At 62.1% G+C, this 26,118-nt stretch carries 20 protein-coding genes; 14 read left to right on the forward strand and 6 right to left on the reverse strand.

The genetic code is table 11. The annotated features are described in order from the left end of the window. Positions 1–239: 239 nt before the first annotated feature. Positions 240–2,330 carry an O-antigen ligase family protein gene (locus NKJ67_RS04945; protein ID WP_352580699.1) on the forward strand — a complete coding sequence of 697 codons (2,091 nt, stop codon included), beginning with the start codon at positions 240–242 and terminating at the stop codon, positions 2,328–2,330. 168 nt (positions 2,331–2,498) lie between these two features. Then, entirely contained in the window at positions 2,499–3,371 is an 873-nt protein-coding gene (locus tag NKJ67_RS04950) for a phytanoyl-CoA dioxygenase family protein (protein WP_236382848.1), read from the forward strand. Positions 3,372–3,460: 89 nt separating this feature from the next. On the opposite strand, the gene NKJ67_RS04955 is transcribed toward NKJ67_RS04950, so the two are convergent. Beyond that, on the reverse strand, positions 3,461–4,360 hold the full coding sequence (locus NKJ67_RS04955) for a LysR family transcriptional regulator (RefSeq protein ID WP_127810990.1): 900 nt from the start codon (positions 4,358–4,360) through the stop codon (positions 3,461–3,463). Between the two features lie 128 nt (positions 4,361–4,488). Here NKJ67_RS04955 and NKJ67_RS04960 point away from each other — a divergent pair, with 128 nt between their 5' ends. From NKJ67_RS04960 to NKJ67_RS04980, 5 genes are all read left to right on the forward strand, one after another. Beyond that, complete coding sequence (locus tag NKJ67_RS04960) at positions 4,489–6,126, forward strand: ABC transporter substrate-binding protein (RefSeq protein ID WP_352580700.1); 1,638 nt, start codon at positions 4,489–4,491, stop codon at positions 6,124–6,126. Positions 6,127–6,788: 662 nt separating this feature from the next. Further along, positions 6,789–8,051 carry a polysialyltransferase family glycosyltransferase gene (locus NKJ67_RS04965; RefSeq protein ID WP_352580701.1) on the forward strand — a complete coding sequence of 421 codons (1,263 nt, stop codon included), beginning with the start codon at positions 6,789–6,791 and terminating at the stop codon, positions 8,049–8,051. Positions 8,052–8,061: 10 nt separating this feature from the next. Continuing rightward, entirely contained in the window at positions 8,062–8,943 is an 882-nt protein-coding gene (locus NKJ67_RS04970; protein ID WP_352580702.1) for a hypothetical protein, read from the forward strand. Positions 8,944–9,034: 91 nt separating this feature from the next. Then, complete coding sequence (locus NKJ67_RS04975; RefSeq protein WP_127810991.1) at positions 9,035–9,403, forward strand: VanZ family protein; 369 nt, start codon at positions 9,035–9,037, stop codon at positions 9,401–9,403. A 183-nt stretch (positions 9,404–9,586) separates the two neighbouring features. Continuing rightward, complete coding sequence (locus tag NKJ67_RS04980; protein ID WP_127268451.1) at positions 9,587–9,802, forward strand: hypothetical protein; 216 nt, start codon at positions 9,587–9,589, stop codon at positions 9,800–9,802. Positions 9,803–10,063: 261 nt separating this feature from the next. On the opposite strand, the gene smc is transcribed toward NKJ67_RS04980, so the two are convergent. The 3 genes from smc to NKJ67_RS04995 form a co-directional block, all read right to left on the reverse strand. Then, on the reverse strand, positions 10,064–13,525 hold the full coding sequence (smc, locus tag NKJ67_RS04985; RefSeq protein ID WP_292335878.1) for a chromosome segregation protein SMC: 3,462 nt from the start codon (positions 13,523–13,525) through the stop codon (positions 10,064–10,066). Positions 13,526–13,630: 105 nt separating this feature from the next. Continuing rightward, entirely contained in the window at positions 13,631–14,374 is a 744-nt protein-coding gene (locus NKJ67_RS04990) for a DsbA family protein (protein ID WP_352580703.1), read from the reverse strand. A 163-nt stretch (positions 14,375–14,537) separates the two neighbouring features. Next, a complete protein-coding gene (locus tag NKJ67_RS04995) occupies positions 14,538–15,038 on the reverse strand; it encodes a DUF721 domain-containing protein (RefSeq protein ID WP_127268827.1) in 501 nt (166 codons plus the stop codon). Between the two features lie 53 nt (positions 15,039–15,091). Between NKJ67_RS04995 and mutY the strand changes: the two genes are divergently transcribed. Further along, positions 15,092–16,264 (forward strand): A/G-specific adenine glycosylase, encoded by a 1,173-nt coding sequence (gene mutY / locus NKJ67_RS05000; RefSeq protein WP_352580704.1) that lies wholly within the window; start codon positions 15,092–15,094, stop codon positions 16,262–16,264. Beyond that, complete coding sequence (locus tag NKJ67_RS05005) at positions 16,257–16,868, forward strand: HAD family hydrolase (RefSeq protein ID WP_352580706.1); 612 nt, start codon at positions 16,257–16,259, stop codon at positions 16,866–16,868. Before mutY ends, NKJ67_RS05005 begins: the two co-directional genes overlap by 8 nt. Positions 16,869–16,934: 66 nt before the next feature. Here the strand turns inward: NKJ67_RS05005 and NKJ67_RS05010 are convergent, their stop codons facing one another. Further along, complete coding sequence (locus NKJ67_RS05010) at positions 16,935–18,068, reverse strand: site-specific DNA-methyltransferase (RefSeq protein WP_127290830.1); 1,134 nt, start codon at positions 18,066–18,068, stop codon at positions 16,935–16,937. Between the two features lie 176 nt (positions 18,069–18,244). On the opposite strand from NKJ67_RS05010, the gene NKJ67_RS05015 reads away from it, so the two are divergent. Beyond that, a complete protein-coding gene (locus NKJ67_RS05015; protein WP_127268823.1) occupies positions 18,245–18,931 on the forward strand; it encodes an HAD family hydrolase in 687 nt (228 codons plus the stop codon). Between the two features lie 42 nt (positions 18,932–18,973). Here NKJ67_RS05015 and NKJ67_RS05020 read toward each other — a convergent pair whose 3' ends face one another. After that, the gene (locus tag NKJ67_RS05020; RefSeq protein WP_127395641.1) at positions 18,974–19,705 is read right to left on the reverse strand and encodes a hypothetical protein; all 732 of its coding nucleotides are present in this window, start codon (positions 19,703–19,705) and stop codon (positions 18,974–18,976) included. Between the two features lie 128 nt (positions 19,706–19,833). On the opposite strand from NKJ67_RS05020, the gene thrC reads away from it, so the two are divergent. The 4 genes from thrC to NKJ67_RS05040 are packed head-to-tail and all read left to right on the forward strand — an operon-like array spanning position 19,834 to position 26,042. Continuing rightward, complete coding sequence (thrC, locus tag NKJ67_RS05025) at positions 19,834–21,231, forward strand: threonine synthase (RefSeq protein ID WP_352580707.1); 1,398 nt, start codon at positions 19,834–19,836, stop codon at positions 21,229–21,231. Positions 21,232–21,245: 14 nt separating this feature from the next. Continuing rightward, positions 21,246–22,538, forward strand: coding sequence for a M16 family metallopeptidase (locus tag NKJ67_RS05030; protein WP_127268574.1), 1,293 nt, complete (start codon positions 21,246–21,248; stop codon positions 22,536–22,538). Between the two features lie 15 nt (positions 22,539–22,553). Continuing rightward, positions 22,554–23,150, forward strand: coding sequence for a GNAT family N-acetyltransferase (locus NKJ67_RS05035; protein WP_127268573.1), 597 nt, complete (start codon positions 22,554–22,556; stop codon positions 23,148–23,150). Between the two features lie 3 nt (positions 23,151–23,153). Further along, on the forward strand, positions 23,154–26,042 hold the full coding sequence (locus tag NKJ67_RS05040; RefSeq protein WP_127270311.1) for an EAL domain-containing protein: 2,889 nt from the start codon (positions 23,154–23,156) through the stop codon (positions 26,040–26,042). Positions 26,043–26,118 lie beyond the last annotated feature (76 nt).

The following is a 26,118-nucleotide window of genomic DNA, read 5'->3' on the forward strand; positions in this document are numbered from 1 at the left end:
AAGAAGCTGCCCGGCCATGCCGTTCTATTCCCTTTTGGGCACATGGGACCCGAGAGGACCTTTGCGATCTTGCATGAAGCCGATCAGCTAATAATTCGACTGTTTCATAAATCCAGATGAGCCAACGCCATCGCGGCAAATTCGGGTCTTGCACATGATCTGTAAAGTGTCGCCTTGAACATCTCCTTCTTTCCATACATAGGTCGACCAGGTGGGTGGCGGCTCAACATGGAACTTCAATGAACCTCCCTATCTTCGCCATCAACCTCGATCGCGAGACCCAGCGCTGGAGCGAATTGCTCGCCAGCGCCGAGGCGGCAGGACTGACCTTGCAGCGCATTGCCGCCGTCGACGGTCAGGCGCTTGCTGAAAAAGACTGGACGGAGATCGATCTTCCAGCCGCGCGCAAGCTGAGCGGGCGCGACATCCTTTCGGGCGAATATGCCTGTTACCGCAGCCATATCCGGGCGCTGGAAACGTTCCTGGCCGGTGGCAGCGCCCATGGCCTGATTGTCGAGGACGACGTCCTCTTCAGCGAAAGCACCATGCGGCGCATCGAGGCCATCATCGCGGCGGTGCCGGATTTCGATGTCATCAAGCTGACCAACCATCGCATGAGCTTCTTCATGCGCGCGGTCGAGACGGCGGAAGGCGACGAGATCGGTCGTGCGCTGCATGGCCCGCAAGGCTCGGCCGCCGCCTATCTGGTGACGCGAGAGGGCGCGCAGGGTCTGTTGTCGGCGCTCGCCGTAATGAAAATGCCATGGGACGTCGCGCTCGAGCGCTTTTGGGATACCGGCCTGAAAGTCTATTCGGTCCGCCAAAACGTGCTTGGCTTCGCCGCCAGCAGTGGGATCTCGGGCATAGCCGGTCCCTCGGGAAGCTACAAATCCGCAAGACTGGGCGGGCCGAGCCGGCTACGTGCCGGGGTGTTACGGGCCAGCGACGAACTGCGCCGCCTGCATCACGTCCTGCTGCCGCCCCCTCTGCCGCGAAATGCCCTGGATGATGCCAAGGACAACGCGCCGCGCCACACCTTGCTTCTGTTGCTTGCGGCACTCGCCATTCTCGCTTTGGTCTCCGCGGTGTGGCGCGAGGCCGACACCTACCGCTATGCGGGCCTGGCGCTGGCCCTGGTCGCGGTCATCCGCTGGTTCAGAGTGGATTTGTGGACCTACAGCAAACCGCTGATCGGTTGGGTCGGCTTTCTGTGTCTGGGCTGGTCGCTCTATGTCTTCATCCGACTGGCGATCGTCTATTTCGGCGCCCACCAGTTGGGTGGCGCCGAAGGCATTTACATGTTTCCGCTGTTCTACGCGACGACCGGCTTCGCGTTTCTGCTGTTTGTCAGGCAGCCCGCACGGCTCGTGCTCTGGTTCATGATCCTCAGTCTCGTCTTCCTGGCGGCGGACACCTTCTATTCGGACATGTTTCAAGGCGTCCAACCTGCCCCGTGGCTTTTCAACAATCCCATCCACGCGTCGGTGGCGGCCGGTTTCATCTTCCTCTGCACGCTGCAATTCATGGCCTACTCGGCGCAGAGAACGGACCTCGGGAAAGCAACCAAGAACCTGCATTGGGCCCTGTCGACAGCCGTCCTGCTGCTTGCCCTCGTCAATATCATCGAGATGCGCTCAAAGGGAGTGTGGCTTGCGCTTGCGCTCGCTCTGCTCTTGTTGGCGGTCATGACCCTGGCGAGAGGCCATCGCCGCGAACTGTTGGTTTCGGGTGGCGTGCTGGTGATCGTGGCGGCCGGCATTGTCGCAGCACACAACATCTTCTCGTCCACCGCCGACGACACCATGACGTTCATCAAAACCTTGGTTCCGGATGTGTTCAGGCATGGGGTCCTCCCCGCATTCGACCGCGCCATCGCGAGCGACGCGGTTCCGCTTGCAGCCAAGGAGAGGCTGATGCTGTGGGCGGATGCGATCAACATCTGGAAGCGCCACCCGATCTTCGGAGCCAGTTCCAGCTGGCTGACCGAATGGCAGAACAGAACCTATCATCCCATGATCTTCAACGTCTTCCACAATGGTTATCTGGAGATTGCCGTGCGTTATGGGGTGGTCGGACTGGCGTTCTTTGCCTTTCTCTACACCTGGTCGGCCAGGCAGGTTCTGCTGGCCATGCGAGCCAAGCTTGTCGCTCCGGCCGCATGGTCCTGCTACATCTCCACACTGGTCTTCTTCGCCCTAACCATCCTTACCAATTCCAACAACCGGCTGGCCATGGGCGAGGCCTTCATGTGGTTTGCCGCGGCGTTCGGCTTCTATTGTTTTTATGTTCGCCAGCAGAAGAACCTTGTCGCGCCGCGAACCTATTTTTAGGGCCTGCCGGCGCAGCACATATCTGACCAGCCGATTGCGACCAATGCACCTTTGACGCCCCGCTCAATTTCCCGATAATCGGGAAAGTCGATGCCAAAATCGATGGCTTATCGCCGGCAACCCCTTCGTTACGATCGACACGGATCACAGACAGGGGTTGTCACGGACATGCTGACGGACAGGCAGGCACGCGAGGCGGTGGAGCAGTACCGCGAGGAAGGATACGCGGTCGTTCGACAATTCGTCGACGGCGACGAGATGATCCGGCTGAAGAAGGAAACCGATGCGGTCTATGCCGAAGGCCTCAAGCATCACGCCACCTTCCGGCACGGCAACCTGAATTTCCAGATCCTGCCTGAATCGGACTTTGGCCAACGCTATGTGCTGCAGGCTTACTGGTTTTCCTGGATCAATTCCTATTTCGAAGAATTCCGCCGCAATCCCGACTATCTGAAGCTGCTCGAGAGCCTGATCGGCCGTGACATAAGGCAGATCGCCCAACAGCTGCACTGGAAGCCGCCCGGCGCCAATGTCACGGGTTATCGCTTCCACCAGGATTTGCGCTTCCGTAACCAGGCGGCCTTCGACAATGTCGCCGACGCCACCGTGACAACAGGCCTCGCGGTCGATCGGGCGACGCTGGACAATGGCTGCCTTCAGGTCGTGCCCGGCAGCCACAAGCTCGGCTATCTCGGCCTGTCGGACGAGGGAACCGGCGAGCTGATGAAGGGCCTGACAGCCGAAGAAGAGTTGCGCAAAGTCGGCATCGACCCGGCGACCATCGTTCCGCTGGTGCTGGAGCCGGGCGACCTTGCTTTATGGGGGCTGCTTACCGTGCACGGCTCCTCGCCCAACAAATCGCAGCACGACCGGGCCTTTGCGCTGTCCAGCTATGTGCGGGCCGATACGACGCAACGTGGCGAATGGGCGTTCAGGGACGGCGTTTCGGTGCCGCTCGGCAAGACGCCGGCACTGTGCAAATACGAAAAGCTCTTCGAGGAGCCGGGACCGATGTACGACACCACCGCCTGGTGGAAATGACGCTGCCGCGTCGGGCGACGGGGGCAGAGGGGGCCTGGCGTTCGCGCCAGGCCCCTGGCGGCGTTGGCCATGGACAATCGGGCAGCATTTCAGGCGGTGAAGTCGGCCGACAGTTCGCGGATCAGGAAATCGACGAACGCGCGCACCTTGGCCGCAATATAGGTGCGGTGCGGATAGAGCGCGTAGATCGGGCTGGAGCCGGGGCGAAACTCATCCAGTTGCACTTCCAGCCGGCCGTCCCTGATTGCAGCGTCGACCAGCAGGCTGGGCAGGTTGCCGATGCCGAAACCGGCGGTAGTCATCTGGTAGGCGGCCTCGACGCTGTTGGTCGAGATGCGCCCGCCGATAGCCGCATCGAAAGGGCCGTCGGGTCCGATGAATGGCCACGTGCCAAGGCGCTTGGCGAAATTGCTCAGCACGCAGGAATGGCTTGCCAGCTCATCCGGGTGGACCGGACGGCCGTTTGCATCCCAATAATCGGGCGTGGCGCAGACATAATTGCGGACTTCACCAAGCCGGCGGGCAATCAGGGCGGAATCCGCCTGACCGCCGAAGCGGATGGCCACATCGTAGCCTTCCTCGACAATGCCGACGACATAACGGGCGGTGAGGTCGAACTCGATCGTGGTGAGCGGGTTTTCTTCGAGGAATTTCGGCACCAGCTTGGTTATGCGCGTGTGGCCCAGAACATTGGAGCAGGAAACCCGGATCAGGCCGCGCGTCTCCTTGTGCAGGCCGCGCGTCGAATCCTGCAGTTCGGATATGTCGTCGAGCAGGCTGCGCGCACGCGGAGCATAGTCGCGGCCCGCCTCCGTGAGGCTGAGACGCCTTGTGGTGCGATTGATGAGCCGGACGCCAAGGTCGTCTTCCAGTTCCTTGATGGTGCGGCTGACGGCCGTCGTCGACATGTTGAGATCGCGCGCCGCCGCCGACAGGCTGCCCAGCAGGCAAACCCGATCGAACACCCGCATCGCCGTCAGAAGATTCATCTTGCCTTCCCCTCGCCGTCGCGGCCCCGCCGCCATCGGCTGCGTCCTGTAGAAAACAGCGCCCAGCAACGACGCGGCAAGGGCATTCCACCGAATTTGGGCGTAAAATCAACAATGGGAGAACCGATATGACATCCAGACCTCTTCATCCCGCGATCGGCACATTTGCGAAAGGCGCGAAGAGCGGCGCGCTTGGCCGCCGCGAGTTCCTGGCGCTGGCCAGCGCCTTCGGCGCCAGCACGGCGATTGCCTACGGGCTCATCGGTCAGCCGGTCCCGGCGCGAGCCGAGGAAGCCGTCCAACCCAGGAAGGGCGGCGTGGTGCGTGTTGCCATGCAGGTGATGGAGCTGGAAGACCCGCGCAAGTTCAAGGTTTCGCAGATGGGCAATATCGCCATGCAGTTTCTCGAACCGCTGGTGCGCTGGAAGCCGGATTTCACCTTCGAGCCGGTGCTGCTGCAGAGCTGGGAGATCAATGCGGACGCGACGGAATATGTGCTCAAGGTGCGCCCGGGGGTGAAATGGTCGAACGGCGACGATTTCACCGCCACGGATGTTGCCTTCAACATCACGCGCTGGTGCGAGAAGGATGCCGCCGGCAACTCGATGGCCGGGCGCATGACCGCGCTGATCGATCCCGACACCAAGGTGGCGCGCACTGGCGCCATCGAGGTTCGCGACGGCCACACCGTGGTCCTGAAACTGTCTCAGCCCGACATCACCATCATCCCGGCGATGACCGACTATCCGGCATTGATCGTCCACCACACATTCAATCCGAAGGCGGCGCCACTGTCGGCCAACCCCGTTTGCACGGGCCCGTTCGAACTTAAAAGACTCGATGTCGGCGTTGCTGCCTCGGTGCGCAAGCGGCCGGACGGGTCGTGGTGGGGCGGCGAGGTGTTCCTCGACGGCATCGACTGGACCGACTACGGCACCGACTCGGCCGCCACCGTCTCCGCATTCGAATCCGGTGAGATCGACCTGAATGGGCAGACGCAGTCCTATGACGTCGCCATGCTCGACAGGCTGGGCCTGAAGAAAAGCGAGATCGTCACTGCCGCCACCCTGGTCTCGCGCTGCAACGTCAACGCCAAACCCTATGACGACAAGCGCGTGCGCAACGCCATACAGCTTGCGGTCGACAACGAAGCGGTGCTGCAACTGGGCGCCGACGGCATGGGTATCGTCGCGCAGAACGATCATGTCGGACCGATGCATCCCGAACACGCCGACTTGCCGCCGATCAAACGTGATCCGGTCCGGGCCAGGGCATTGCTCGAGGAAGCCGGCCAGCTCGATTTCGAATTTGATCTGATCTCGGTCGAAGCCGATTACCGCAAGGAAAGCTCCGATGCCGTCGCCCAGCAGATGCGCGACGCCGGCTTCAAGGTGAAACGCACTGTCATCCCGGAATCGGCATTCTGGAACGACTGGACGAAGTATCCCTTCGCGACCACCAATTGGAACGCCCGACCGCTCGGCATCCAGACCTATGCGCTTGCCTACCAGACCGGTTCGGCATGGAACGAGACAGGGTTCGCCGATCCCGACTTCGATGCCAAGGTCCACAAGGCCAACGCCATCGCCGATCCGGAGCAGCGCCGTGCGGTGATGAAGGAACTGCAGGTCATGCTGCAGGATTCCGGCATCATCGTTCAGCCCTACTGGCGAAAGCTGTTCTGCCATATGAAACCTGCCTTGATGGGCTACCAGATGCATCAAGCCTATGAGCAGGACTTCACCCGGGTCTGGCTCGCCGCCTGATCGCGGACAACCCTCCGACAGGGCGGCGCATTTTCCGGCGCCGCCCTTCGCCTGCTCACCGGGAAAATTGCGCCGAAGCGTCGGCATGAAGGGCGTTCGAGGAGCAGTGCGGGCTTCGCATCGGGCATGATGCGCAGGTGCGGCCACACGCGCCATACCTTGGCAGGTCGGCCGGAATCCCGGGCCAGCGCACCGGACCGGCTGGCACATCAAGCGTGTGAAACATTCTGGTTTCCGCCTCTGTCATCATCAAGCTCCGGTTCATGGCTGGAGCTTACTTTTGACTGATGGAAGTGAAACCCGCTTTCCCGGGCAACGACCTTCCCGAAAACCGGGAGAATTCGCGCTCTTGGTGCCGACAGGAACCGAAGCGGCAAGATCGAGCCGCATGAGTGGTCTGCCGCCGCCTGATGTTTATGCCGGATCTCAACAGGTCTCTGCCGCTCAATTGAACTGAATTCGCCTGCTTATTGCGCGGAACTCCAGCCTGTCTCGGACGTTGGACGCCGATATCTGCAAGATATTTCCGGTCGACACGACAGGCAGTATTATGAAGCTGGCGAAACGCCCCGAGCCACACACGGTCTTCGGACATGAAGCAATTTTGCGGTTGAGATCGCGGAACATGCAGCGTTATTTCCATCCTATCTGGAGACCTTAAATTGCCAGTTCGAATATGCTGCGTCTTTGGCAGCTGGCAATTGCTCAGCCTGGTTGCCTCTCTTCGCCAGTCAACAATGGATGGAAGCTTCCCGGCGGGTGAGGAGCGTGAGGATTACCTTCTGCTCTATGAAACGGCCGGCGTTTCCGAGCATTTCAAGACCGGTCTTGCTGAACTTGCGTCTACAGTATGGACCTGGAAACGGATCATATGGGCATACGACCTTCTGACGTCCGAGCGTAAATATGGGCAACTGCAAATTTTCCGGATCCATCGTCTGATCCGAGACACAATTGGCATCGACGCGAGTTCCGCGGTTGAAATCTGGGCCTGCTTCGTTAACCGGCCATCGGAAAAAATACTGCTGGACTCATACCCCGAAGCCAAGATCGTTTTGTATGAGGATGGCTTGACGTCATACCTTCCATTCGAAATATCAACCATGTCACGGCCGCCAGGCACCAGGTTTAGGCGGCGCATCACCGGAGCCTTGATTGCAGGACTCTCTACAATTTCACCGGCGTTCCGACTGAGGAAAGCGGCCGACAAGATAGAAAGACACCATCTGCGACGGGTGACAAAGTTTTATTCTTTGCTTCACAAAATGCCCATTCACGATGCTCTGGAGAACGTACCAAGATTCCAGATCGGCGCTTCGCTGATGCGCGACGTAATAGATGAAGCCTGCAGAGATGCGCTTTCCGGCGGCAATGAACATTGCCGTGCGTCAGCCAACCCACGGATCCTGCTGCTCGGCCAGGCATTGTCGCGAAACGGCATAATGTCGTACGCGCAAGAGGCGGCGATCTATAGACGCATTGCGGAGCAGATCGTTGAGAGAGGATACGACGTCGTCTGGAAGGAACATCCCAGAATAAGCACGCCCTTCTTCCCCGAATTGCTGGATACCATCGGCAATGTGACAGCCGACGCCAGCACCAGGATCATGGAGGCGAACCTTCCGCACATATATCCGATAGAGCTTGTCGTATCCCGGATAAACATTGTTGGGTGCGTCTCCGGCACGTCAGCTGCCCTTCTCTACCTGAAGTGGCTTTACGGCATCAAAACATACACATTTGCGGAAACCTTGATCCCCCTGATGACTGGCGCGGATATTCTAATGAGCGAAATGGCGAAAGCCCATGCGGAGCCCTTTTCAGGGCTCCAATCTTTGAACGCAACCAAGGATCCGTTGAAAGGCGGCAGCCCCGAACAGGTTGAACACGATCCTTTGAATCCAACTCAGGCAAACTCGAGCTGAGACACCATCGATGTCAAAGCCGCTTTCAGTCCTTCAACGTGCCACCAGGGCCGACGTTCGATCAGAGCCGTTTCCACACATCATCCTGCGCGACGCCCTTCCCCTCGATCTCTACCAGGAGTTGGCCGACACGTTTCCCGCTCCGGAAGCGCTCGAAATCGATACGCGCCGCAACAACACCAGATGGGACTATGAAGCCCACCGCGTTCGGTCGAACGAAGCTGTGCCGCAAATATGGCGCGATTTTATCGCCTACCACATATCTCAAGCATTTTTCGACGAACTCGCCGACCTGTTCTACGACGATATTCACAAGCTTTACCCTGACTATTACCCCAATTATGAACGCCTCAAGAGTATGAAAGCGGGCATCAGGTTTAGTGACACCTATGCAACGCGCGACATACTGATGGATGCGATGCTCAGCGGGAACACGCCGGTAACCAATGCCGGATCGGTGCGGACAAGCCACATCGACAATGGCGACAAGCTATTTTCTGGCCTGTTTTATATGAGGCCGGAAGATTATGATGCCGTTGGCGGGGACCTGACAATTAGTCGTTTCAAGTCCAAATACGCCACGCTGAAAGCCAAAGCGACACTCTTCAATGATGCCTATGTCGACGACACCCATTTGGAATGCGTCGAAACAGTTAAATACGACAAGAACATTCTTGTATTGTTCATCAATTCGATTGAATCGGTCCACGGCGTCACAGTCCGCCAACCCACCAACAAATCCCGGCTTTTCGTCAACCTGGTTGGAGAAGTCGAAAAGCCATTCTACATCAAAGGAAAAAAGATACGGCCGCGCTACGTCCCGGCGCATCAAGACCAGGATGAGGCGGAACAGACCTGGCTGAAAAGGCTCAAGCAAAAATTGCGGCTTTGAAAGACAACGCCGTCGATCTGAGTTTCAGCCTGAACCGCCAATACCGAGCCGGTTTCGACCTTCGCGGCGGGCAGGCACAGATTGGAGCAGAATGAGACTTCATCCAGCCGCCGAACGGATTGCTTTTTTCAGCACGCTTGTCGCTGTTCTTGTCCTTGCACTGGTGCCTATACCCGGACTCGAGGAGTACGGGATCGATATCGGTTTCCATTACGACAAGCTGAATCACGCCAGCGCCTTTGCCGTCATGACTTTCCTTGGAGGGCTCGGCTGGCCTGATCGCAAGGTCAGGCTGATCGTCTTCCTTGCAGTTGTTGGAGCGGCGATCGAGGTCCTCCAGGGCACGGCGCTGATACGACGTGATCTGGACGTGTCCGACTGGGTTGCCGATTGCGTCGGCATCGCGTGTGGCCTCGTGGCCGTGATCTGTGTGAACTGGATCTTGCGGCGCAGAGGTTGAGCCTGTTCTCAAGCCCTTTGTGCACGGGGCCGATAGCCAGAGGAGTTCGCCCCCAGCTCCATTGACTCGGCGAAATCGGATTGCAACGGTCCGATCCGAGAGTGGGCGGTTTTTCTACCTTGGCCGGACAGATGAAGCTTCGGGCGCGGCACCCAGGAAGCGCGCCATCAGTATTGAGGGACGATGACGATCAAGATCAGGCTTCCGGGTGGCGTGTTGAAGGTCAAGCAACGTCATGAGTTGCGGCGACGGGAGCACAAGGGCGAAGTCCCGGTCTGGCAGTTTGGCAAATATTTCGTCATCTGGTGGCCCAGTACAATTCCCGATCGACCCTCCAAGAGCTCGAATACTGACGATGAGCTTGAAATGAACATTCCATCGACTGGAGAAAGCACGTAAGCTCTATGCATCATGGCTTTGCGAATCAGATTGCCGGGGGGCACACTGAAGGTGAAGACCTACCGCGAACTGCGTGATCGCGAGCGGGATCGCAGGGTGCCTGTGCTGAAACTGGGATCGCTCTATTTCGTCTGGTCCTCGGCCAAGCATCATTCGCACAGGCACAGTCCGCGGCCCTGACATTTTTTGCCGGGCGAAAACCGCTTGCACACTTTTCCTGAATTGCTCCGGAACGGCCCTTCGCAGGCAGCGCGACCTGGGTCAGCTTGCCTCGCGCATCGCCTCGGCCGCCTGCAGGTCCACCGACACCAGTTGGCTGACGCCCTGCTCGGCCATCGTCACGCCGAACAGCCGGTTCATGCGCGCCATGGTGATGGGATTGTGGGTGATGATGACGAAACGCGTCTCGGTGGTGGCCGCCATCTCGTCCATGAGATTGCAGAAGCGTTCGACATTGTGGTCGTCGAGCGGCGCGTCGACTTCGTCGAGCACGCAGATCGGCGCCGGATTGGTCAGGAACACCGCGAAGATCAGCGACATCGCCGTCAACGCCTGCTCGCCGCCGGACAGCAGCGTCATGGTCTGCGGCTTCTTGCCGGGCGGGCGGGCAAGAATTTCGAGGCCAGCCTCGAGCGGATCGTCAGATTCGATCAGCTGCAATTCCGCCGTGCCGCCGCCGAACAGATGCGAGAACAGCCGCTGGAAATGGCCGTTGACGACCTCGAAGGCGGCCAGCAACCGCTCGCGGCCTTCGCGGTTGAGGCTCTGGATCGCCTGCCTGAGCTTGCGGATCGCCTCGATGATGTCCTCGCGCTCGGAGACGATCGCCTCCAGCCGGTCGGATAGCTCCTTCTGCTCCTCCTCGGCGCGCAGATTGACGGCGCCAAGCCGTTCGCGCTCGATCTTCAGCCTGTCGAGTTGACGCTCGATCTCGGCCATCTCAGGCATCGGGCTGTCGGCCTCCAGACCGGTGTGGCGGATGACCAGATGCGGCGGCGTGTTCAGCGTTTCCTGTATGCGCGCCTCGACCTCCAGCCGGCGCTCGTCGGCCGCCGTCAGCCGCTCCTCGGCGCGAACGCGGGTCTCGCGCGCCTCGGCCAGGAACTGGATGGCGCCGGTGGCGGCCTTGTCCAGTTCGGATTGCCGGTTCTCCGCTTCCTGCAGACGGTCGGCCGCCGCCTTGCGCAAGCTCTCGGCCTCGGTGAGCTGCGACAGCAAGGCACGCCGCTTGGCGTCGATTTCATCGGGAGCATCGGCCAGCCGCTCGCGTTCGGCCTCGGCCTCGGCCTTGCGTTCGCCGAGCGATGCGATCTGCGTCGAGGCGTTTTCGGCCCGCTCCAGCCAATTGCTGCGCTCGGCGCCAATGGCATCGAGCCGGCGCGCGCGCGCCTCGGCTTCGCGCCGCAGCCCCTCATGCACCGCGCGCGCATCGGCAAGCGCGGCGCGGTCGCGGGCGACATTGGCCGAGGACTGTTCGAGCTGCAATTGCAGATCGCCAAGATCGGGCGCGTCCTGCAGCAGCATTTCCGCCTCGGCGAAGGCGGCCGAAATCTCCTCATGGCTGTCGACGATGCGGGCACGCGCTTCATCGAGTGCGGCGCGCCGGCTCTGCAATTCGCCGCCGGCCCTTTCGGCCTCGGCCAGCGCATTGCGGGCAGCGTCCAGCCGATGCTGAGCGTCACGACCGGCCTGGCGCGTGTTGCGCTCGGCCTCGCTTGCCAGGCGGAGCGCCTGTTCAGCCTCTCCCAGCGCATCCTCGGCCTGGCGCAGGACGAGCGTCGCTTGTATCGCCTCGGCATCGAGCTCAGCCAGCCGGTTCTTCTGCGCCAGCCGTTGTGCTGCGGCGGTCGGCGCATCGGCGCTTGCGGTAAAGCCATCCCAGCGCCAGAGCGCGCCTTCACGGCTGACCAGCCGCTGGCCGGGAGCAAGCAGCGACTGCAACCGGCGGCCGTCGCCGGCGGCATCGACGATACCGATCTGCGCCAGGCGGCGGGCGAGCTGTGCCGGCGCGTGGACCACGCTGGCCAGGCTTTTAACGCCTTCCGGCAGAGCCGCGTCGCCGGGCTGGATCGCGCTTTCGCCCCAATGCACCGGCGCGCTGCGGTCAAGCGGCACGTCGAGGTCTTCGCCAAGGGCCGCACCCAGCGCCGTTTCGAAACCGCGATCGACGCTGATCTGCTCCAGCACGGCCGGGAAGAGATCGCCGCTGGCTGCATTCAGGATTTTGGCCAGCGTGCGCGCTTCGGTTTCGATCCGCGCCAGCTCGGCCCTGGCATCCTGAAGCGGTGGCCGGGCAGAACTTTCCGTGGCGCGGGCATCGATGACAGACTGCTCGGCCTCAGACACGGCAGCCTCGGCCTCCTCCAGCAGCGCCATGGCCTGTTCGACCAGCACCCGCTTCTCGGCCGGATCGGGCAGGCCAGCGACCTTGGAGAGTATCTCAGACAATTCCCGGTCGACATCGGCAAGCTGGCGCGCGAAGCGGTCGCGGCGTTCGGCGGTGTCGCGCAGCGTCCGTTCGATCTGGTTGCGCGAGGCGGCAGCCTCGGCCCGTTCGGCTGTCAGCGCGGCGAGCTTGGCTTCGCTTTGCGAAAGCGTCGACGCCGCCTGTTCGAACGCCGCACGGGTGGTGGCTTCGCGTTCGGCGGCGCCGGCATTTTCCGAATTGAGTGCTGCCTCTTCGGTGCGAAGGCGCTCGAGAATGTCCGCATTGTCGCGGACCATGCGCTCTTCACGCGCGATATCGCCGTCGAGCTGCTGTAGCCGGCGCTCGAGTTCGCTCTGGCGGGCGCGGATACGGCCGGCTTCCTCCTCGATCTGCGACTTGGCGATCGACAAGCGCTGGAAGGCAGCGGCGGCGGCGGCTTCCGCGTCGCGCAAATCCGGCAACCGGTGAGCACCGATACCTTGCTCCCTGGCGGCGGCCATCTGGGCCGCGGCGCGGTCGCCGACAAGGGCTGTCGCAACCGCCAGCGCCGAACGCGCCTCGCCTTCCTGGGTCTTGGCCAGTGTCCAGCGCAGATGCAACAGCGTCGCTTCGGCCTTGCGAATATCGGCCGACAGGTTCTTGAAGCGGGAGGCCTGGCGCGCCTGGCGCTTCAGGCTTTCGATCTGGCTTTCCAGCTCGCCGACGACGTCGTCCAGCCGTTCGAGGTTCTGCTCGGCCGCCTTCAGCCGCAGTTCCGCCTCGTGGCGGCGGGTGTGCAGGCCGGAAATGCCTGCCGCCTCTTCGAGCAGCGCGCGGCGTGCCTGCGGCTTGGCCTGGATCAGTTCGCCGATGCGGCCCTGACCGACCATCGACGGCGAACGCGCGCCGGTCGACTGGTCTGCGAACAGAAGCTGCACGTCCTTGGCGCGCGCCTCCTTGCCGTTGATACGGTAAAGCGAGCCGGCCTCACGCTCGATGCGGCGCGACACCTGCAATTCGTCGGCATCGTTGAAGGCAGCGGGCGCCGAGCGGTCACTGTTGTCGAGGAAAAGTGTGACTTCGGCGGTGTTGCGTGCCGGGCGCGTGCCCGAGCCGGAAAAGATGACGTCGTCCATGCCGGACGCGCGCATGTTCTTGTAGGAGCTTTCGCCCATCACCCAGCGCAGCGCCTCGACAAGGTTCGACTTGCCGCAGCCGTTCGGCCCGACAATGCCGGTCAGTCCGCGTTCGATGACGAACTCGCCGGGCTCGACGAAGGACTTGAAACCGAGGAGGCGAAGGCGCGAAAACTTCATTCGCGCCGCCCACTAAGCGGATTACCGTGGTTTTGCGATGAGAATTCGCGGCACGACAGGAAGCCGCGCACGCCGAAGCGCCGCCGCCTCAGGGCTGACTGGACGTCAGAGCAGAGGGTCGATGATGGCCGACATTTCCTCAATCGACATCGCCCCCTTGTAGGTCTTACCGTTGATGAAGAAGGTCGGTGTCGAGTCGACCTTGAATTCATTGGCGCCACGCTTCTGGACCGATCTCACATCGTCCAGAAGTTTCTGGTCCGTCAAGCAGGCCTCGAAGGACTCCTGTGTAAAACCGGCGAGCTTCGAGATTTGCAGCAGTGCATCCTTGGTGTTCTGAACGCCAGCCCAGTTCGCCTGCTGCCTGAACAGGACGTCGACCATAGGGTAGTAGTTGTCCTTGGCGCAGCGCGCCAGCATAAAACCGGCTTCGGCACTCGGATCGAACGGGAATTCGCGCAGGATGTAGCGCGCCTTGCCGGTGTCGATGTACTTGGTCTTCAGGTCCGGAAAGGTGGTCTCGGCGAAATGCGCGCAGTGCGGGCAGGTCATCGAGGCGTATTCGACGATGGTGACCTTGGCGTCGTCCTTGCCAAGCTGTTTGTCGGGCAGCGCACCCGGCTTCATCAGTTCCGCCATGTCCACGGTGCCCTGGGCTTCCGGCGCGGTGGCGGCGGCCGGCGTGGCCGGCGTCGCGGCGGCGGCCGGGGCCGCAGGCTTCACATCCGCGGCCTTCGCCTCCTCGCCAGAGTCGCTGCAGGCGGCGAGCAGGGCCACCGCCGGAATGGCGGCCAGCGAAGACAGAACGTTTCTGCGAGACAAGCTTTGGCCAAACGGGGGACGGTTCATACGAATCACCTGACAAGGGTTGGATTTTGCAATGCAAAGACACGAAAAGGCGAGAGTTGGCGCGAATTAAGGCATCTCGATCCCCAATCCAATCGCGAAACCTGACAAGGGCGATCACGAATGCGAGATATTGACGACGAATCCATGACTTTCTTCAAGACGCCTATGACTTTCTCTCCCCAATAATGGTCGCGCCAAGTTTCTCCAACGAGGCGCGCAGTTCATCATTATCGACCAAGCCGACAGTTCCCGACAATTTCGTCTTCTCAGCCGCCGTCAGCGGCCTCAGGGCCGGTTTGCGCCTTCCTTTGTCGGTTGTCACCGGCTTCTGCAGGATCCTGATGCGATTGATGGCGGTGAAGCCGAGGAAGGCATTGACCCGGTTGATGATCTCGCCCGTCTCGTGCTGCAGATGAAGTGCCGCCATGCCTTCGCAGGCAATGACCAGCACGGCCGGCTCGAACGGATCGTCCTCATGCATACGGCGCGGCCACTGGATTTTTTCGGGGCGCGAATGGCTGGCCAGCCGCGGGCCGGCGATCTCGTCCCATGACTGGACGAGGCCGATCGAAATGCCAGCCCGTTTGCGCAGCACCGGATCGAGGATCCTGGTCGCGAGATCGCTGACCGGGACGGGATTGCCGTAGGGCGTTCTGCCTGCCATGTACGTCCTCCAGCCAAGACCCCAGCAGATACCGGCCAGGCCGATACAGATCAATGGCACCAGCAGACCAGACCCGCAAGACCGTATCCTGGGATAGTGGCAAAGCCACATCCGGGGACAGCAGCAGAGCTGCATCCGGGCATATCGCGTCCCGCCTGCTAGGCTGGTACGACGTGCATCACCGTGAATTGCCGTGGCGCATCACGCCTCGTGAGCATGCGCGCGGCGTGCGGCCTGATCCCTACCGTATCTGGCTCTCCGAGGTCATGCTGCAGCAGACCACCGTCGAAGCGGTGAAGGCCTATTTCCGGATTTTCGTCGAGAAATGGCCCGATGTCGGGGCGCTGGCCGCGGCGCCGGCGGAGGATGTGATGAAGGCCTGGGCCGGGCTCGGCTATTACTCCCGCGCCCGCAATCTCAAGGCCTGTGCCGATCTTGTGGCCGCGCGTGGCGGCCGGTTTCCCGACACGGAAACGGCTTTGAGAGAACTGCCAGGCATCGGCGCCTATACGTCGGCGGCCATCACGGCGATTGCCTTCGACCGTCCCGCCGCCGTTGTCGACGGCAATGTCGAACGCGTCATTTCCCGGCTGTTTTCGATCGCAACCCCGCTGAGCGAAGCCAAGCCCGAAATCCGTGCCCATGTCGAGCGCATGGTGCCCGGGACAAGGCCTGGCGACTTCGCCCAGGCGATGATGGATCTCGGCGCCACCATCTGCACGCCACGCCGGCCGCGCTGCATGCTGTGCCCGCTGCGCGAAGACTGCAGCGCGGTCGTTTCAGGCGATCCCGAGCACTTCCCGGTGCGCCTGCCCAAGGCCGACAAGCCGCAGCGGCACGGCGCGGCCTTTGTCGCCGTGCGGGCCGACGGCGCCATCCTTCTGCGCAAACGGGCGGAGAAGGGTTTGCTCGGCGGCATGACCGAGGTGCCGACGACGGGTTGGACCGCGCGGATCGATGGGGCAACCACGGAAGCGGCCGCGCCGTTTCCCGCCGACTGGCGGCATGCGGGCCGCATTGCGCATGTCTTCACGCATTTCGCTCTCGAACTCGAAGTCTTTCACGCTCACATCAAAGGTGATGCGCCAGACGGGCATTTCTGGTCGCTCGCTCACGAGATTTCCGGCGAGGCGCTGCCGACTGTCATGAAAAAGGCAATCGAGGCTGCGATACCCGGCGCGACGAAAAAGCCGTCGCCACACAGTGCAAAGAGGCCCCATGACTGAAATACGCCACATCGTTTTCGACATCGGCAGAGTGCTGATCCACTACGATCCCAACATTCCGTTCAGCCGCCTTATTCCGGATGCCGAAGAGAGAAAGTGGTTTTTCGACAATGTCTGCACGCATGATTGGAACATCGAGCAGGATCGCGGCCGGACCTGGGAAGAGGCCGAGGCGCTGCTGATCGCGGACCATCCCGATCACGCGGAAAACATCCGCGGGTTCCGCCGCCACTGGCACGAGATGGTTCCACATGCCTATGACGACAGTGTCGCCATCATGGTCGGTCTGATCGAGAGCGGCCACGACGTGACCATGCTGACCAACTTCGCCAGCGACACACTGGCCGAAGCCCGCGAGCGCTTCGATTTCCTCAATCGCCCGCGCGGTGTCACCATCTCGGGCGAAATCGGCCTGATCAAGCCCGATCGCGGCATTTACGATCACCACGTCGCCGCATTCGGCCTCGAACCGGCCGCGACGCTGTTCATCGATGACAGCCAGAAGAATGTCGACGGCGCCAAGGCGGCCGGCTGGCAGTCGGTGCTGTTCACCGATGCAAAGGCGCTTCAAGCAGACCTCGAACGTCTCGGAATCAAGGCGTGATTTGAATCACTTCGCGCGATCCGTTGAGCCTTTGAACCAACGGCATTCGAAGCAATTGGCAGGGGTTCAGGCCCCTGCCCGCTCCATGCCGAGCCGCGCGATGCGGCGCAACTCGTCGATCGGGGTCAGGCCGCCGCTGCGCTCATAATGCCAGAAGGTCCAGCCGTTGCAGGCGTCCAACCCCTGCACTTCGGCGCCGATCTTGTGGATCGAACCGGCGCTGTCGCCGATCGCCACAGTACCGTCGGCGCGCACCTTGGCGGCCCAGCGCTTCTTGGCGTCGTAGAGCGTCGCACCCGGCATCATCAGGCCGGTGTCGATCAGGCTGACGAAAGCAACGCGCGGCTCGGCGCGCTTGCCGGTCAGCACGGTGAGATCGGCGCCATCCAGTGGCCGCACCGCGTCGATGCGTTCGTTGGCGGCGTCGATATAGGCCTGCTCGCGTTCGATGCCGACGAAATGGCGGCCGAGACGCTTGGCCACCGCGCCCGTGGTGCCGGAGCCGAAAAAGGGATCGAGCACGATGTCACCCGGTTTGGTCGAGGCCATCATGATGCGGGCAAGCAGCGCTTCCGGCTTCTGCGTCGGGTGCAGCTTGTCGCCATTGTCGTTCTTCAGCCGCTCGCCGCCGGTGCAGATCGGAAACAGCCAGTCGGAGCGCATCTGGATGTCGTCGTTGGACGCCTTCATCGCTTCGTAGTTGAAAGTGTACCCCTTGCCCTTCTGGTCGCGCGTAGCCCAGATCATCGTCTCATGCGCGTTCTGGAAGCGGCGGCCGCGGAAATTCGGCATCGGGTTGGTCTTGCGCCAGACCACGTCGTTGAGGATCCAGAAGCCGAGATCCTGCATCTTGGCGCCGACACGGAAGATGTTGTGATAGGAGCCGATGACCCAGATGGTGCCGTTGGGTTTCAGCACCCGGCGCGCCGCCAGCAGCCAGGCCCGCGTGAAAGCGTCATAGGCCTCGAAACTCTCGAACTGGTCCCAGTCGTCGTCGACGGCGTCGACCTTCGACTGATCGGGGCGGTGCAGGTCGCCGTCGAGCTGCAGATTGTAGGGCGGATCGGCGAAGATGACGTCGATCGACTTTTCGGGCAGCCGGTCGAGCGCGGCGACGCAGTCGCCCTTGAGGATCGTGTCCAGCCATTCGGATTGCTGGGGAGCGTGGGATAGCTCGTCGAGAAGACGCACGGCAGACATTCTGACACCCAGGGCACGCGTTACTGTTTACTCCTGGTTATGGTTACCGATCAGCGTAAATATTCCGTGAAGGCCAAGGGACGGGTGGGGCGAATTTGCGAAGGCGGCCCTGTTGGTGTATGCCGCGCCGCCTGAGCCTTCCGAGGCCACTTCGCCCTCCCATTGTCCGGATCACCATGCCCCAGCCAGACCTTGTCATCTTCGATTGCGACGGCGTGCTCGTCGATTCCGAGATCATCGCCGCCCGTGTCGACGCTGAGCTTTTGACCTTGGCAGGATACGAGATATCGGCTGAGGAGATTTCGGAGAGCTATGCCGGCCTGACCTTCAAGGACATCATGCTGCGGGTCGAGGAAAAGTCCCGCATCCCCTTCCAGGCCTCTCTGATCGACAGGGAGGAACAATTGGTCGACCGCAAACTGCGCAGCGACGTCCGCGCCATCGATGGCGCGCGCGAGGCCGTTGCCGCGGTAACCGTGCCGCGCTGCGTCTGCTCGAATTCACGCTCCGAGCGGATCGAATTCATGCTGGAGAAGGTGCATCTTTTGCCGTTTTTCGCTGACCGGATTTTTTCGGCGATGGAAACACCGACCGGGAAAACGAAACCGGCGCCGGACGTGTTCCTGTTCGCGGCGGAGAAACTCAACGCCAACCCGGCGAACACTTTCGTCATCGAGGATTCCGTGCACGGCGTCCACGGCGCAAGGGCGGCGGGCATGCGGGTGATCGGCTTCACCGGGGCCGCCCACAGCTATCCCGGCCATGCCGACGCGCTCACCGAGGCCGGCGCCGAGACGGTGATCCGCCGCTGGGCGGAGCTGAAAAGCGTGATCGCGGCGCTGTCGGAATGGTCGGACGCCTGAGAAGCGTGCGCCGCGACGCACGCCTCATGCAACTGCCGAGACCTAGTTCGTCGCGGCAGCCCTCTTGCGGCGGGTCTTCTTCGGCTTGTCGGCCGTTGCCTGATGCGCGGTTTCGTCATAGCCGGCAAAGGCCTGATAATCCTGCGCCGTCGGCTCGGGCACGACGACATTGGAATCGGTGAAGACGAACTGCGTGGCAACCGAAGGATCGGTGACCTGGACCTGATACTGGTGGAGCTGCGAGTAGAGGACCTCGGTGCCATGCATCACAGCCGTTCGGATCGGCATGGTGATGGTGCCTGGAGAAAACTTCGGTCCGGGGACAATCTTGCCGGCGACCGCGATCTTCATCGTCAACTGGCCGTTGGCACGGCTGCAGTCGCGTGTCACGTCGCTGACCGATGCCTGGTAGATGATGTTGGCCGATTCGTCGGGCGGAGTTGCAGCAGCGGCGTCAGCGTCGGCCTGGGCCGCGGCATCCTGCGCGGCGTCGCCGGTCTTCTTGATCCTGGGCTTGGGCTTCTGAGCTTCCTTGGAATAGGTATTGAAGAAAGCCGTGCCGTCGCGCACCGTCACCCGAGGGCAATAGGCCTGCAACTGGCTGGCCAGTATCTTGGGATCTTGGGGCGGCGGTGGCGCCGTCGGGTCCTCCTTCTTGCCTATGCCGAGGTTCAGGATGCCATTGTCGCCCGATTGGCAGCCGGCGGCGGCAAGCATAAAGCCGGTGAGCGCAAGACCCGCCAAAAAGCGACCACTGAATGTACGAAACGCCATGAAACTGCACTTCCCTCTCGCAAAGCTGGTGACGTATATCAACCGCGCGGCAAAAATGCGACTGAGCCAGCGCAGAAATTAACCACCTTGCGGTGGATGGAAAAGCCAAGCAGTAACGGAATTGTGACATGCACTATGTGAGTACCCGCGGGGAAGCCCCCGTTCTTGGATTTTCCGACGCCGTGCTGGCCGGGCTGGCGCGCGACGGCGGGCTCTACGTGCCGCGCGAGTGGCCACAGTTTTCCGCCGCCGAGATCCGCGCCATGCGCGGCCTTGCCTATCCCGACCTTGCCATCCGCGTACTGTCGCCATTCCTTGGCGACGAAATCCCGGCCCCCGTTTTCGAGCGGCTGGTGCGCGAAGCCTATGCCACCTTCCGCCACGAGGCCGTCTGCCCGCTGGTGCAGACCGGCCCCAACACCTTCATCCTGGAACTCTTCCACGGGCCGACGCTCGCCTTCAAGGACGTGGCAATGCAGCTTCTGGCCCGGCTGATGGACCATGTGCTTGCCGAACGCGACCAGCACGCCACCATCGTCGGGGCGACCTCGGGCGATACCGGCGGGGCGGCCATCGATGCCTTTGCCGGTCGCAGCCGGACCGACATCTTCATCCTTTTCCCGCATGGCCGCGTCTCGCCGGTGCAGCAGCGGCAGATGACGACGTCGACGGCTGCAAACGTCCATGCGTTGGCGATCGAAGGCAATTTCGACGATTGCCAGGGCCTGCTCAAGGACATGTTCAACGATCACGGCTTCCGCGACCGGGTTGCGCTTTCGGGCGTCAATTCGATCAACTGGGCCCGGATCATGGCCCAGATCGTCTATTATTTCTCCTCGGCGCTGTCGCTCGGCGCGCCGGACAGGCCGGTCTCCTTCACCGTGCCGACCGGCAATTTCGGCGATATCTTCGCCGGCTACGCCGCCAAGAAGATGGGCTTGCCGATCGAGCGGCTGGTCATCGCCACCAACGACAACGACATTCTGGCGCGCACCTTTTCGACCGGCGAATACCGCACCAAGGGTGTCTTTGCGACCACGTCGCCGTCGATGGATATCCAGGTGTCGTCCAATTTCGAACGCCTGCTGTTCGAGGCCTCCGGCCGTGACGCGGCGACCGTGCGGCGCTACATGGACGGTCTGAAGCAGTCCGGCGCTTTCACCATCGAACCCCAGCAAATCGCCGGGATGCGGTCGGAATTCGACGCCGGCCGGGCTGATATGGACGAGGTCGCCGCCACCATCCGCTCGACGCTCGTGGGCAGCAACTATCTGCTCGATCCGCACACCGCGGCAGCTGTGCATGTCGCTGCGGGCAAGGCGTCAGGCGCCGTGCCGATGGTGGTGCTGGGTACTGCGCACCCGGCAAAATTTCCGGCCGCCGTCGAAGCCGCCAGCGGCGTGTCGCCCGCACTGCCCGCGTGGCTAGGTGGGTTGATGACATCGGAGGAAAAATACACGGTACTTCCCTCCGACCTGAAAATGGTGGAAGATTATGTCGGCCGCCGCGCGCGGGCGGCGCGTTAAGGAGTACTAGCCATATGGGTGTTGAGGTAAGCCGTCTGTCGAACGGCCTGACAGTCGCCACCGAAACCCTTCAAAGCATCGAATCGGTTGCCCTTGGTGCCTGGGTCAAGTCGGGTGCCCGCAATGAACGTGAGGACGAGCATGGCATGGCCCATCTGCTCGAGCACATGGCGTTCAAGGGCACGAAAAGGCGGAGCGCCTTCGAAATCGCCTCGGAGATCGAGGACGTCGGCGGCGAGATCAACGCCGCCACCAGCGTCGAAACCACTTCCTACTATGCCAGGGTGCTCTCCGACGACGTGCCGCTGGCCGTCGACATTCTTGCCGACATCCTGCAGGAGTCCGAATTCGACCCGCAGGAACTCGAGCGCGAACAGCATGTGATCCTGCAGGAGATCGGCGCCGCGCACGACACCCCCGACGATATCGTCTTCGACCGCTTCACGGAAACCGCCTATCGCCATCAGACGATTGGACGCTCCATTCTCGGCACGCCCGAAACGGTCAAATCCTTCACCTCCAAGCAACTCCACGACTTCATCGAGCGGCAATATGGCGCCGAGCGCATGGTGATTGTCGCCGCCGGCGACATCAAGCATGACAATTTCGTGCGCGAGGTCGAAAAGCAGCTCGGCGGCTTCCGCAGCAAGGCCGACAGCACCATCCCGCAATATGCGCAATATGTCGGCGGCGATTTTCGCGAGGACCGCGACCTGATGGACGCGCAGATCGTGCTGGGGTTCGAAGGCCGGGCCTATCATGTGCGCGACTTCTATGCCTCGCAGGTGCTCTCGATGATCCTCGGCGGTGGCATGTCGTCGCGCCTGTTCCAGGAGGTCCGCGAGAAGCGCGGCCTGTGTTATTCGGTCTATGCCTTCCATTGGGGCTTTTCCGACACCGGCGTCTTCGGCGTCCATGCCGCGACCGGCCAGAGCGACATCGCCGAACTGGTGCCTGTCATTATCGACGAACTGCAGAAGGCCGGCGAGAAAATCCTGCAGGAAGAACTCGACCGGGCGCGCGCCCAATATCGCGCCGGACTGATCATGTCAGCCGAAAGCCCGGCCAGCCGCGCTTCGCAGATCGCACGGCAGCTGCTCCTGTTCGGCCGGCCGATCGCCAAGGAGGAACTGATGGAACGGCTGTCGGCGCTGACGGTCGAGCGGCTGACCGATCTATCGTCGCGTTTGTTCTCGACCAAGCCGACGCTTACCGCTGTCGGGCCTGTGGGCACACTGGCGCCATACGAGGCGATCCTCGAATCGCTCGCAGGCACGCAGACCGCGGCCCGTAAGCTCGCCGTCTAAGCCCCTCGAAGCGTCGTGTTCGCGCTCCCTTTCTTTCGCCGCGACCTGCCGGCGCTGAAAGGCGACCGCGTCACGCTGCGCGTGCCGTTCACCAACGACTACCGCGAGTGGGCGGTGGTGCGCGGCGAAAGCCGCGCCTTCCTCGAACCCTGGGAGCCACGCTGGACTCCCGATGAACTCGACCGCAACGCATGGCGGCTGCGCATCAGCCGCTACCGCGAGGACTATGCGCAAGGAACCGCGATCGCCTTCTTCATCTTCGAGAAGAGCAGCGGCAAGCTTGCTGGCGGCATCACGCTCGGCAACATACGCCATGGCGTCTCGCAAAGCGGCCATGTCGGCTACTGGATCGGCGAGCGCTTCGGCGGCCGCGGCCTGATGACCGACGCGGTCAAGGTGGTGGCCCGCTTCGCCTTCGATACGCTGAGGTTGCACCGGATCGAAGCGGCCTGTATTCCCGACAATATCAGGTCGATCCGCGTGCTTGAAAAAGCCGGATTTCGGCGCGAAGGACTGCTGCGATCCTATCTCAGGATCAACGGCATCTGGCAGGACCACTACCTCTACGCCCGGATCGCGGACGATCCGCCGGGCGTTGGAACGAAGGACTGATTTTTGACGAATTTCCTGCGAAACGGGTCGCTGTTCGCCTTTGTCCTCGCGACACTCCTGACGCTGTGGGCGGCATCGTCGGCCTTCGCCGTGGAGCCGATCAAGATCGCCCGCGACGACGTCGCGCTCGACCTTTCCGGCGCCGTCGAGATCTACCGGAACCAGGGTGAGAATTTCCAGGTGTCGACCGCGCCGGGTCCGGACGGTATCGTGCGGCGCATCGAGGTCGAGGCCAATGATGCACGTTCGACCGGCGACTGGGCTGTTTTCGCGCTCGCCAACACCACCGACCAGCAACTCGACCGGCTGATCGTCGCACCGCATTTCCGCCTGGTGAATTCCGGCATCTTCTGGCCGGATCTCGGCTCGACCCGCATCGCCGCCATCACGCCCAGCGAAGGCTTCGCGCTCGACCGCCAGACCAGCCCCGATGCCGACGTTTTCCGGGTGACGCTGAACCCCGGCACGGTGATCACCTTCATCGCCGAACTGGCCTCGCCGAAGCTGCCGCAGGTCTACCTCTGGGATCCGGAATCCTACAAGGACTCGGTCAATTCCTACACGCTGTTTCGCGGCATCGTCATCGGTATCGCAGGCTTGCTGGCGCTGTTCCTCACCATTCTTTTCGTGGTCAAGGGAACCTCGATGTTCCCCGCGACCGCCGCACTTGCCTGGGCGGTACTGGCCTATATCTGTGTCGATTTTGGCTTCCTCAACAAGGTCATCGAGATCTCGCCCGGCAATGAGCAGATGTGGCGGGCGGGAACGGAGGTGGCGCTGGCTGGAACCTTCGTGGTGTTCCTGTTCGCCTATCTCAACCTCAACCGATGGCACGGCCATTTCAGTTACGGCGCGCTGGTCTGGATCCTCGGGCTGGTGCTGATCGCCGGGGTCGCGATCGTCGATCCGGCGGTCGCCGCCGGCATCGCCAGGCTGTCCTTCGCCGCAACCGCACTGACCGGGCTTGGCCTGATCATCTTCCTCGGCATACGCGGCTACGACCGTGCCATCATGCTGGTGCCCAGTTGGGTCATGGTGCTGTTGTGGCTATGCGGATCGTGGATGGCGATCACCGGCATGCTCGACAACGACATTGCCCAGCCGGCCCTGGGCGGGGGGCTGATCCTGATCATCCTTCTGATCGGCTTCACCGTCATGCAGCATGCTTTTGCCGGCGGCGCGCTGCATCAGGGCCTGTTCTCCGACCTCGAGCGGCAGGCGCTGGCGGTGGCCGGATCGGGCGACACGGTGTGGGATTGGGACGTGCTGCGCGACCGCGTCGTCACCAAGCCCGATGTCAGCATCCAGCTCGGCCTGGCACCGAACAGCCTTGGCGGCGCGGCCCGCAACTGGCTGCCGGTGCTGCATGCCGACGACCGCGACACGTTCCGCACGACGCTCGACGTAGTGCTCGAACACCGGCGCGGCCGGGTGTCGCAGAATTTCCGCCTGCGCGGCGCCGACGGCCACTATCACTGGTTTTCACTGCGCGCACGCCCGGTCATCGGCTCGGACGGCGAAGTCATCCGCTGCGTCGGCACCATGGTCGACGTGACTGAGCAGAAAAAGTCCGAGGAAAGGCTGCTGCACGACGCCGTGCACGACAATCTGACCGGCCTGCCGAACCGCGAACTTTTGATGAACCGGCTGGAAGCGATCATCTCGATCGCGCGCACCGAAGAGAAGGTGCGTCCGACCGTCTTCGTCATCGACATCGACCGTTTCAAGCAGGTCAATGACGGGCTCGGCATCTCGGCCGGCGACACCATTCTTTTGACCATCGCGCGCCGCCTGCACCGGTTGCTTAAGCCGAAAGATTCGCTGTCGCGCTTTGCCGGCGATCAGTTCGCTCTGATGCTGCTGTCCGAACAGGACCCGGCCCGCATCGCTGCGGTCGCTGATGCCATAAAGCATGCCATCAACAACCCGATCACCTTCGCCAAGCGCGAGATCGTGCTGACCGCGTCGATCGGACTGATCACCTGGAATTCGCCGCAGATGTCGGCCGAGGACATGGTCAAGGACGCCGAGCTTGCCATGCATCAGGCCAAGCGCTTCGGCGGCGACAGGATCGAGCCGTTCCGCCCGGCTTTCCGCACTGTCGGCACCGACAGGCTGCAGTTCGAATCCGACCTGCGCCGCGCCATCGAGCGGCGCGAATTCACGCTTGCCTACCAGCCGATCGTGCGGCTCGAGGACGGCAGTGTCGCCGGCTTCGAGGCGCTGCTGCGCTGGGACCACCCGCGCCGCGGCATGATCCCGCCGGCGGATTTCATCCCGGTAGCCGAAAGCTGCGGTCTTATCGTGCAGCTCGGCCTGTTTGCCATGCAGCAGGCGGCGGAAGATCTCGCCAGCTGGCAAAAACAGATCGGCGACGCGCCGCTGTCGGTCTCGGTCAATTTGTCCAGCCGCCAGTTGATCCGCCGCGACCTGGTCAGTGACGTCCGCTCGGTCATCGCGCGGGCCAATCTGAAGCCGCGCTGCTTCCGGCTGGAGCTCACCGAATCGCTTGTGATGGACAATCCCGAGCAGACCGCCCATGTGCTGACCAAGCTGAAGCAGCTCGGCATCGGCCTGTCGCTGGACGATTTCGGCACCGGCTACTCCTCACTGGCCTACCTGACGCGTTTCCCCTTCGACACCATCAAGATCGACAAGAGCTTCGTCGACGACAACACGCCCAAGCGCGCGGTGCTGCTGAAATCGATGGTCAACATGGCGCATGAGCTCGGCCTGTCCGTCGTCGCTGAGGGCATTTCGGACGAAAGCGATGCGCTGGAACTGCGTCAGATGGGCTGCGAATATGTGCAGAGCTTCATGTTCGGCGCCCCGATGCCGGGCGACCAGGTGCTGAAGACGCTAAAAGAGCAGTATCCGCTGACGCAAGCGTGAGAGCCCGTTTGGAAACTCTGCTCTGGCGGCCATCTGACGGCGTTTTCTGCGCTTCCGGTGCTCACGGACCCGAATG

This window comes from Mesorhizobium sp. M0088 (assembly GCF_040322895.1).
Lineage (GTDB): Bacteria > Pseudomonadota > Alphaproteobacteria > Rhizobiales > Rhizobiaceae > Mesorhizobium.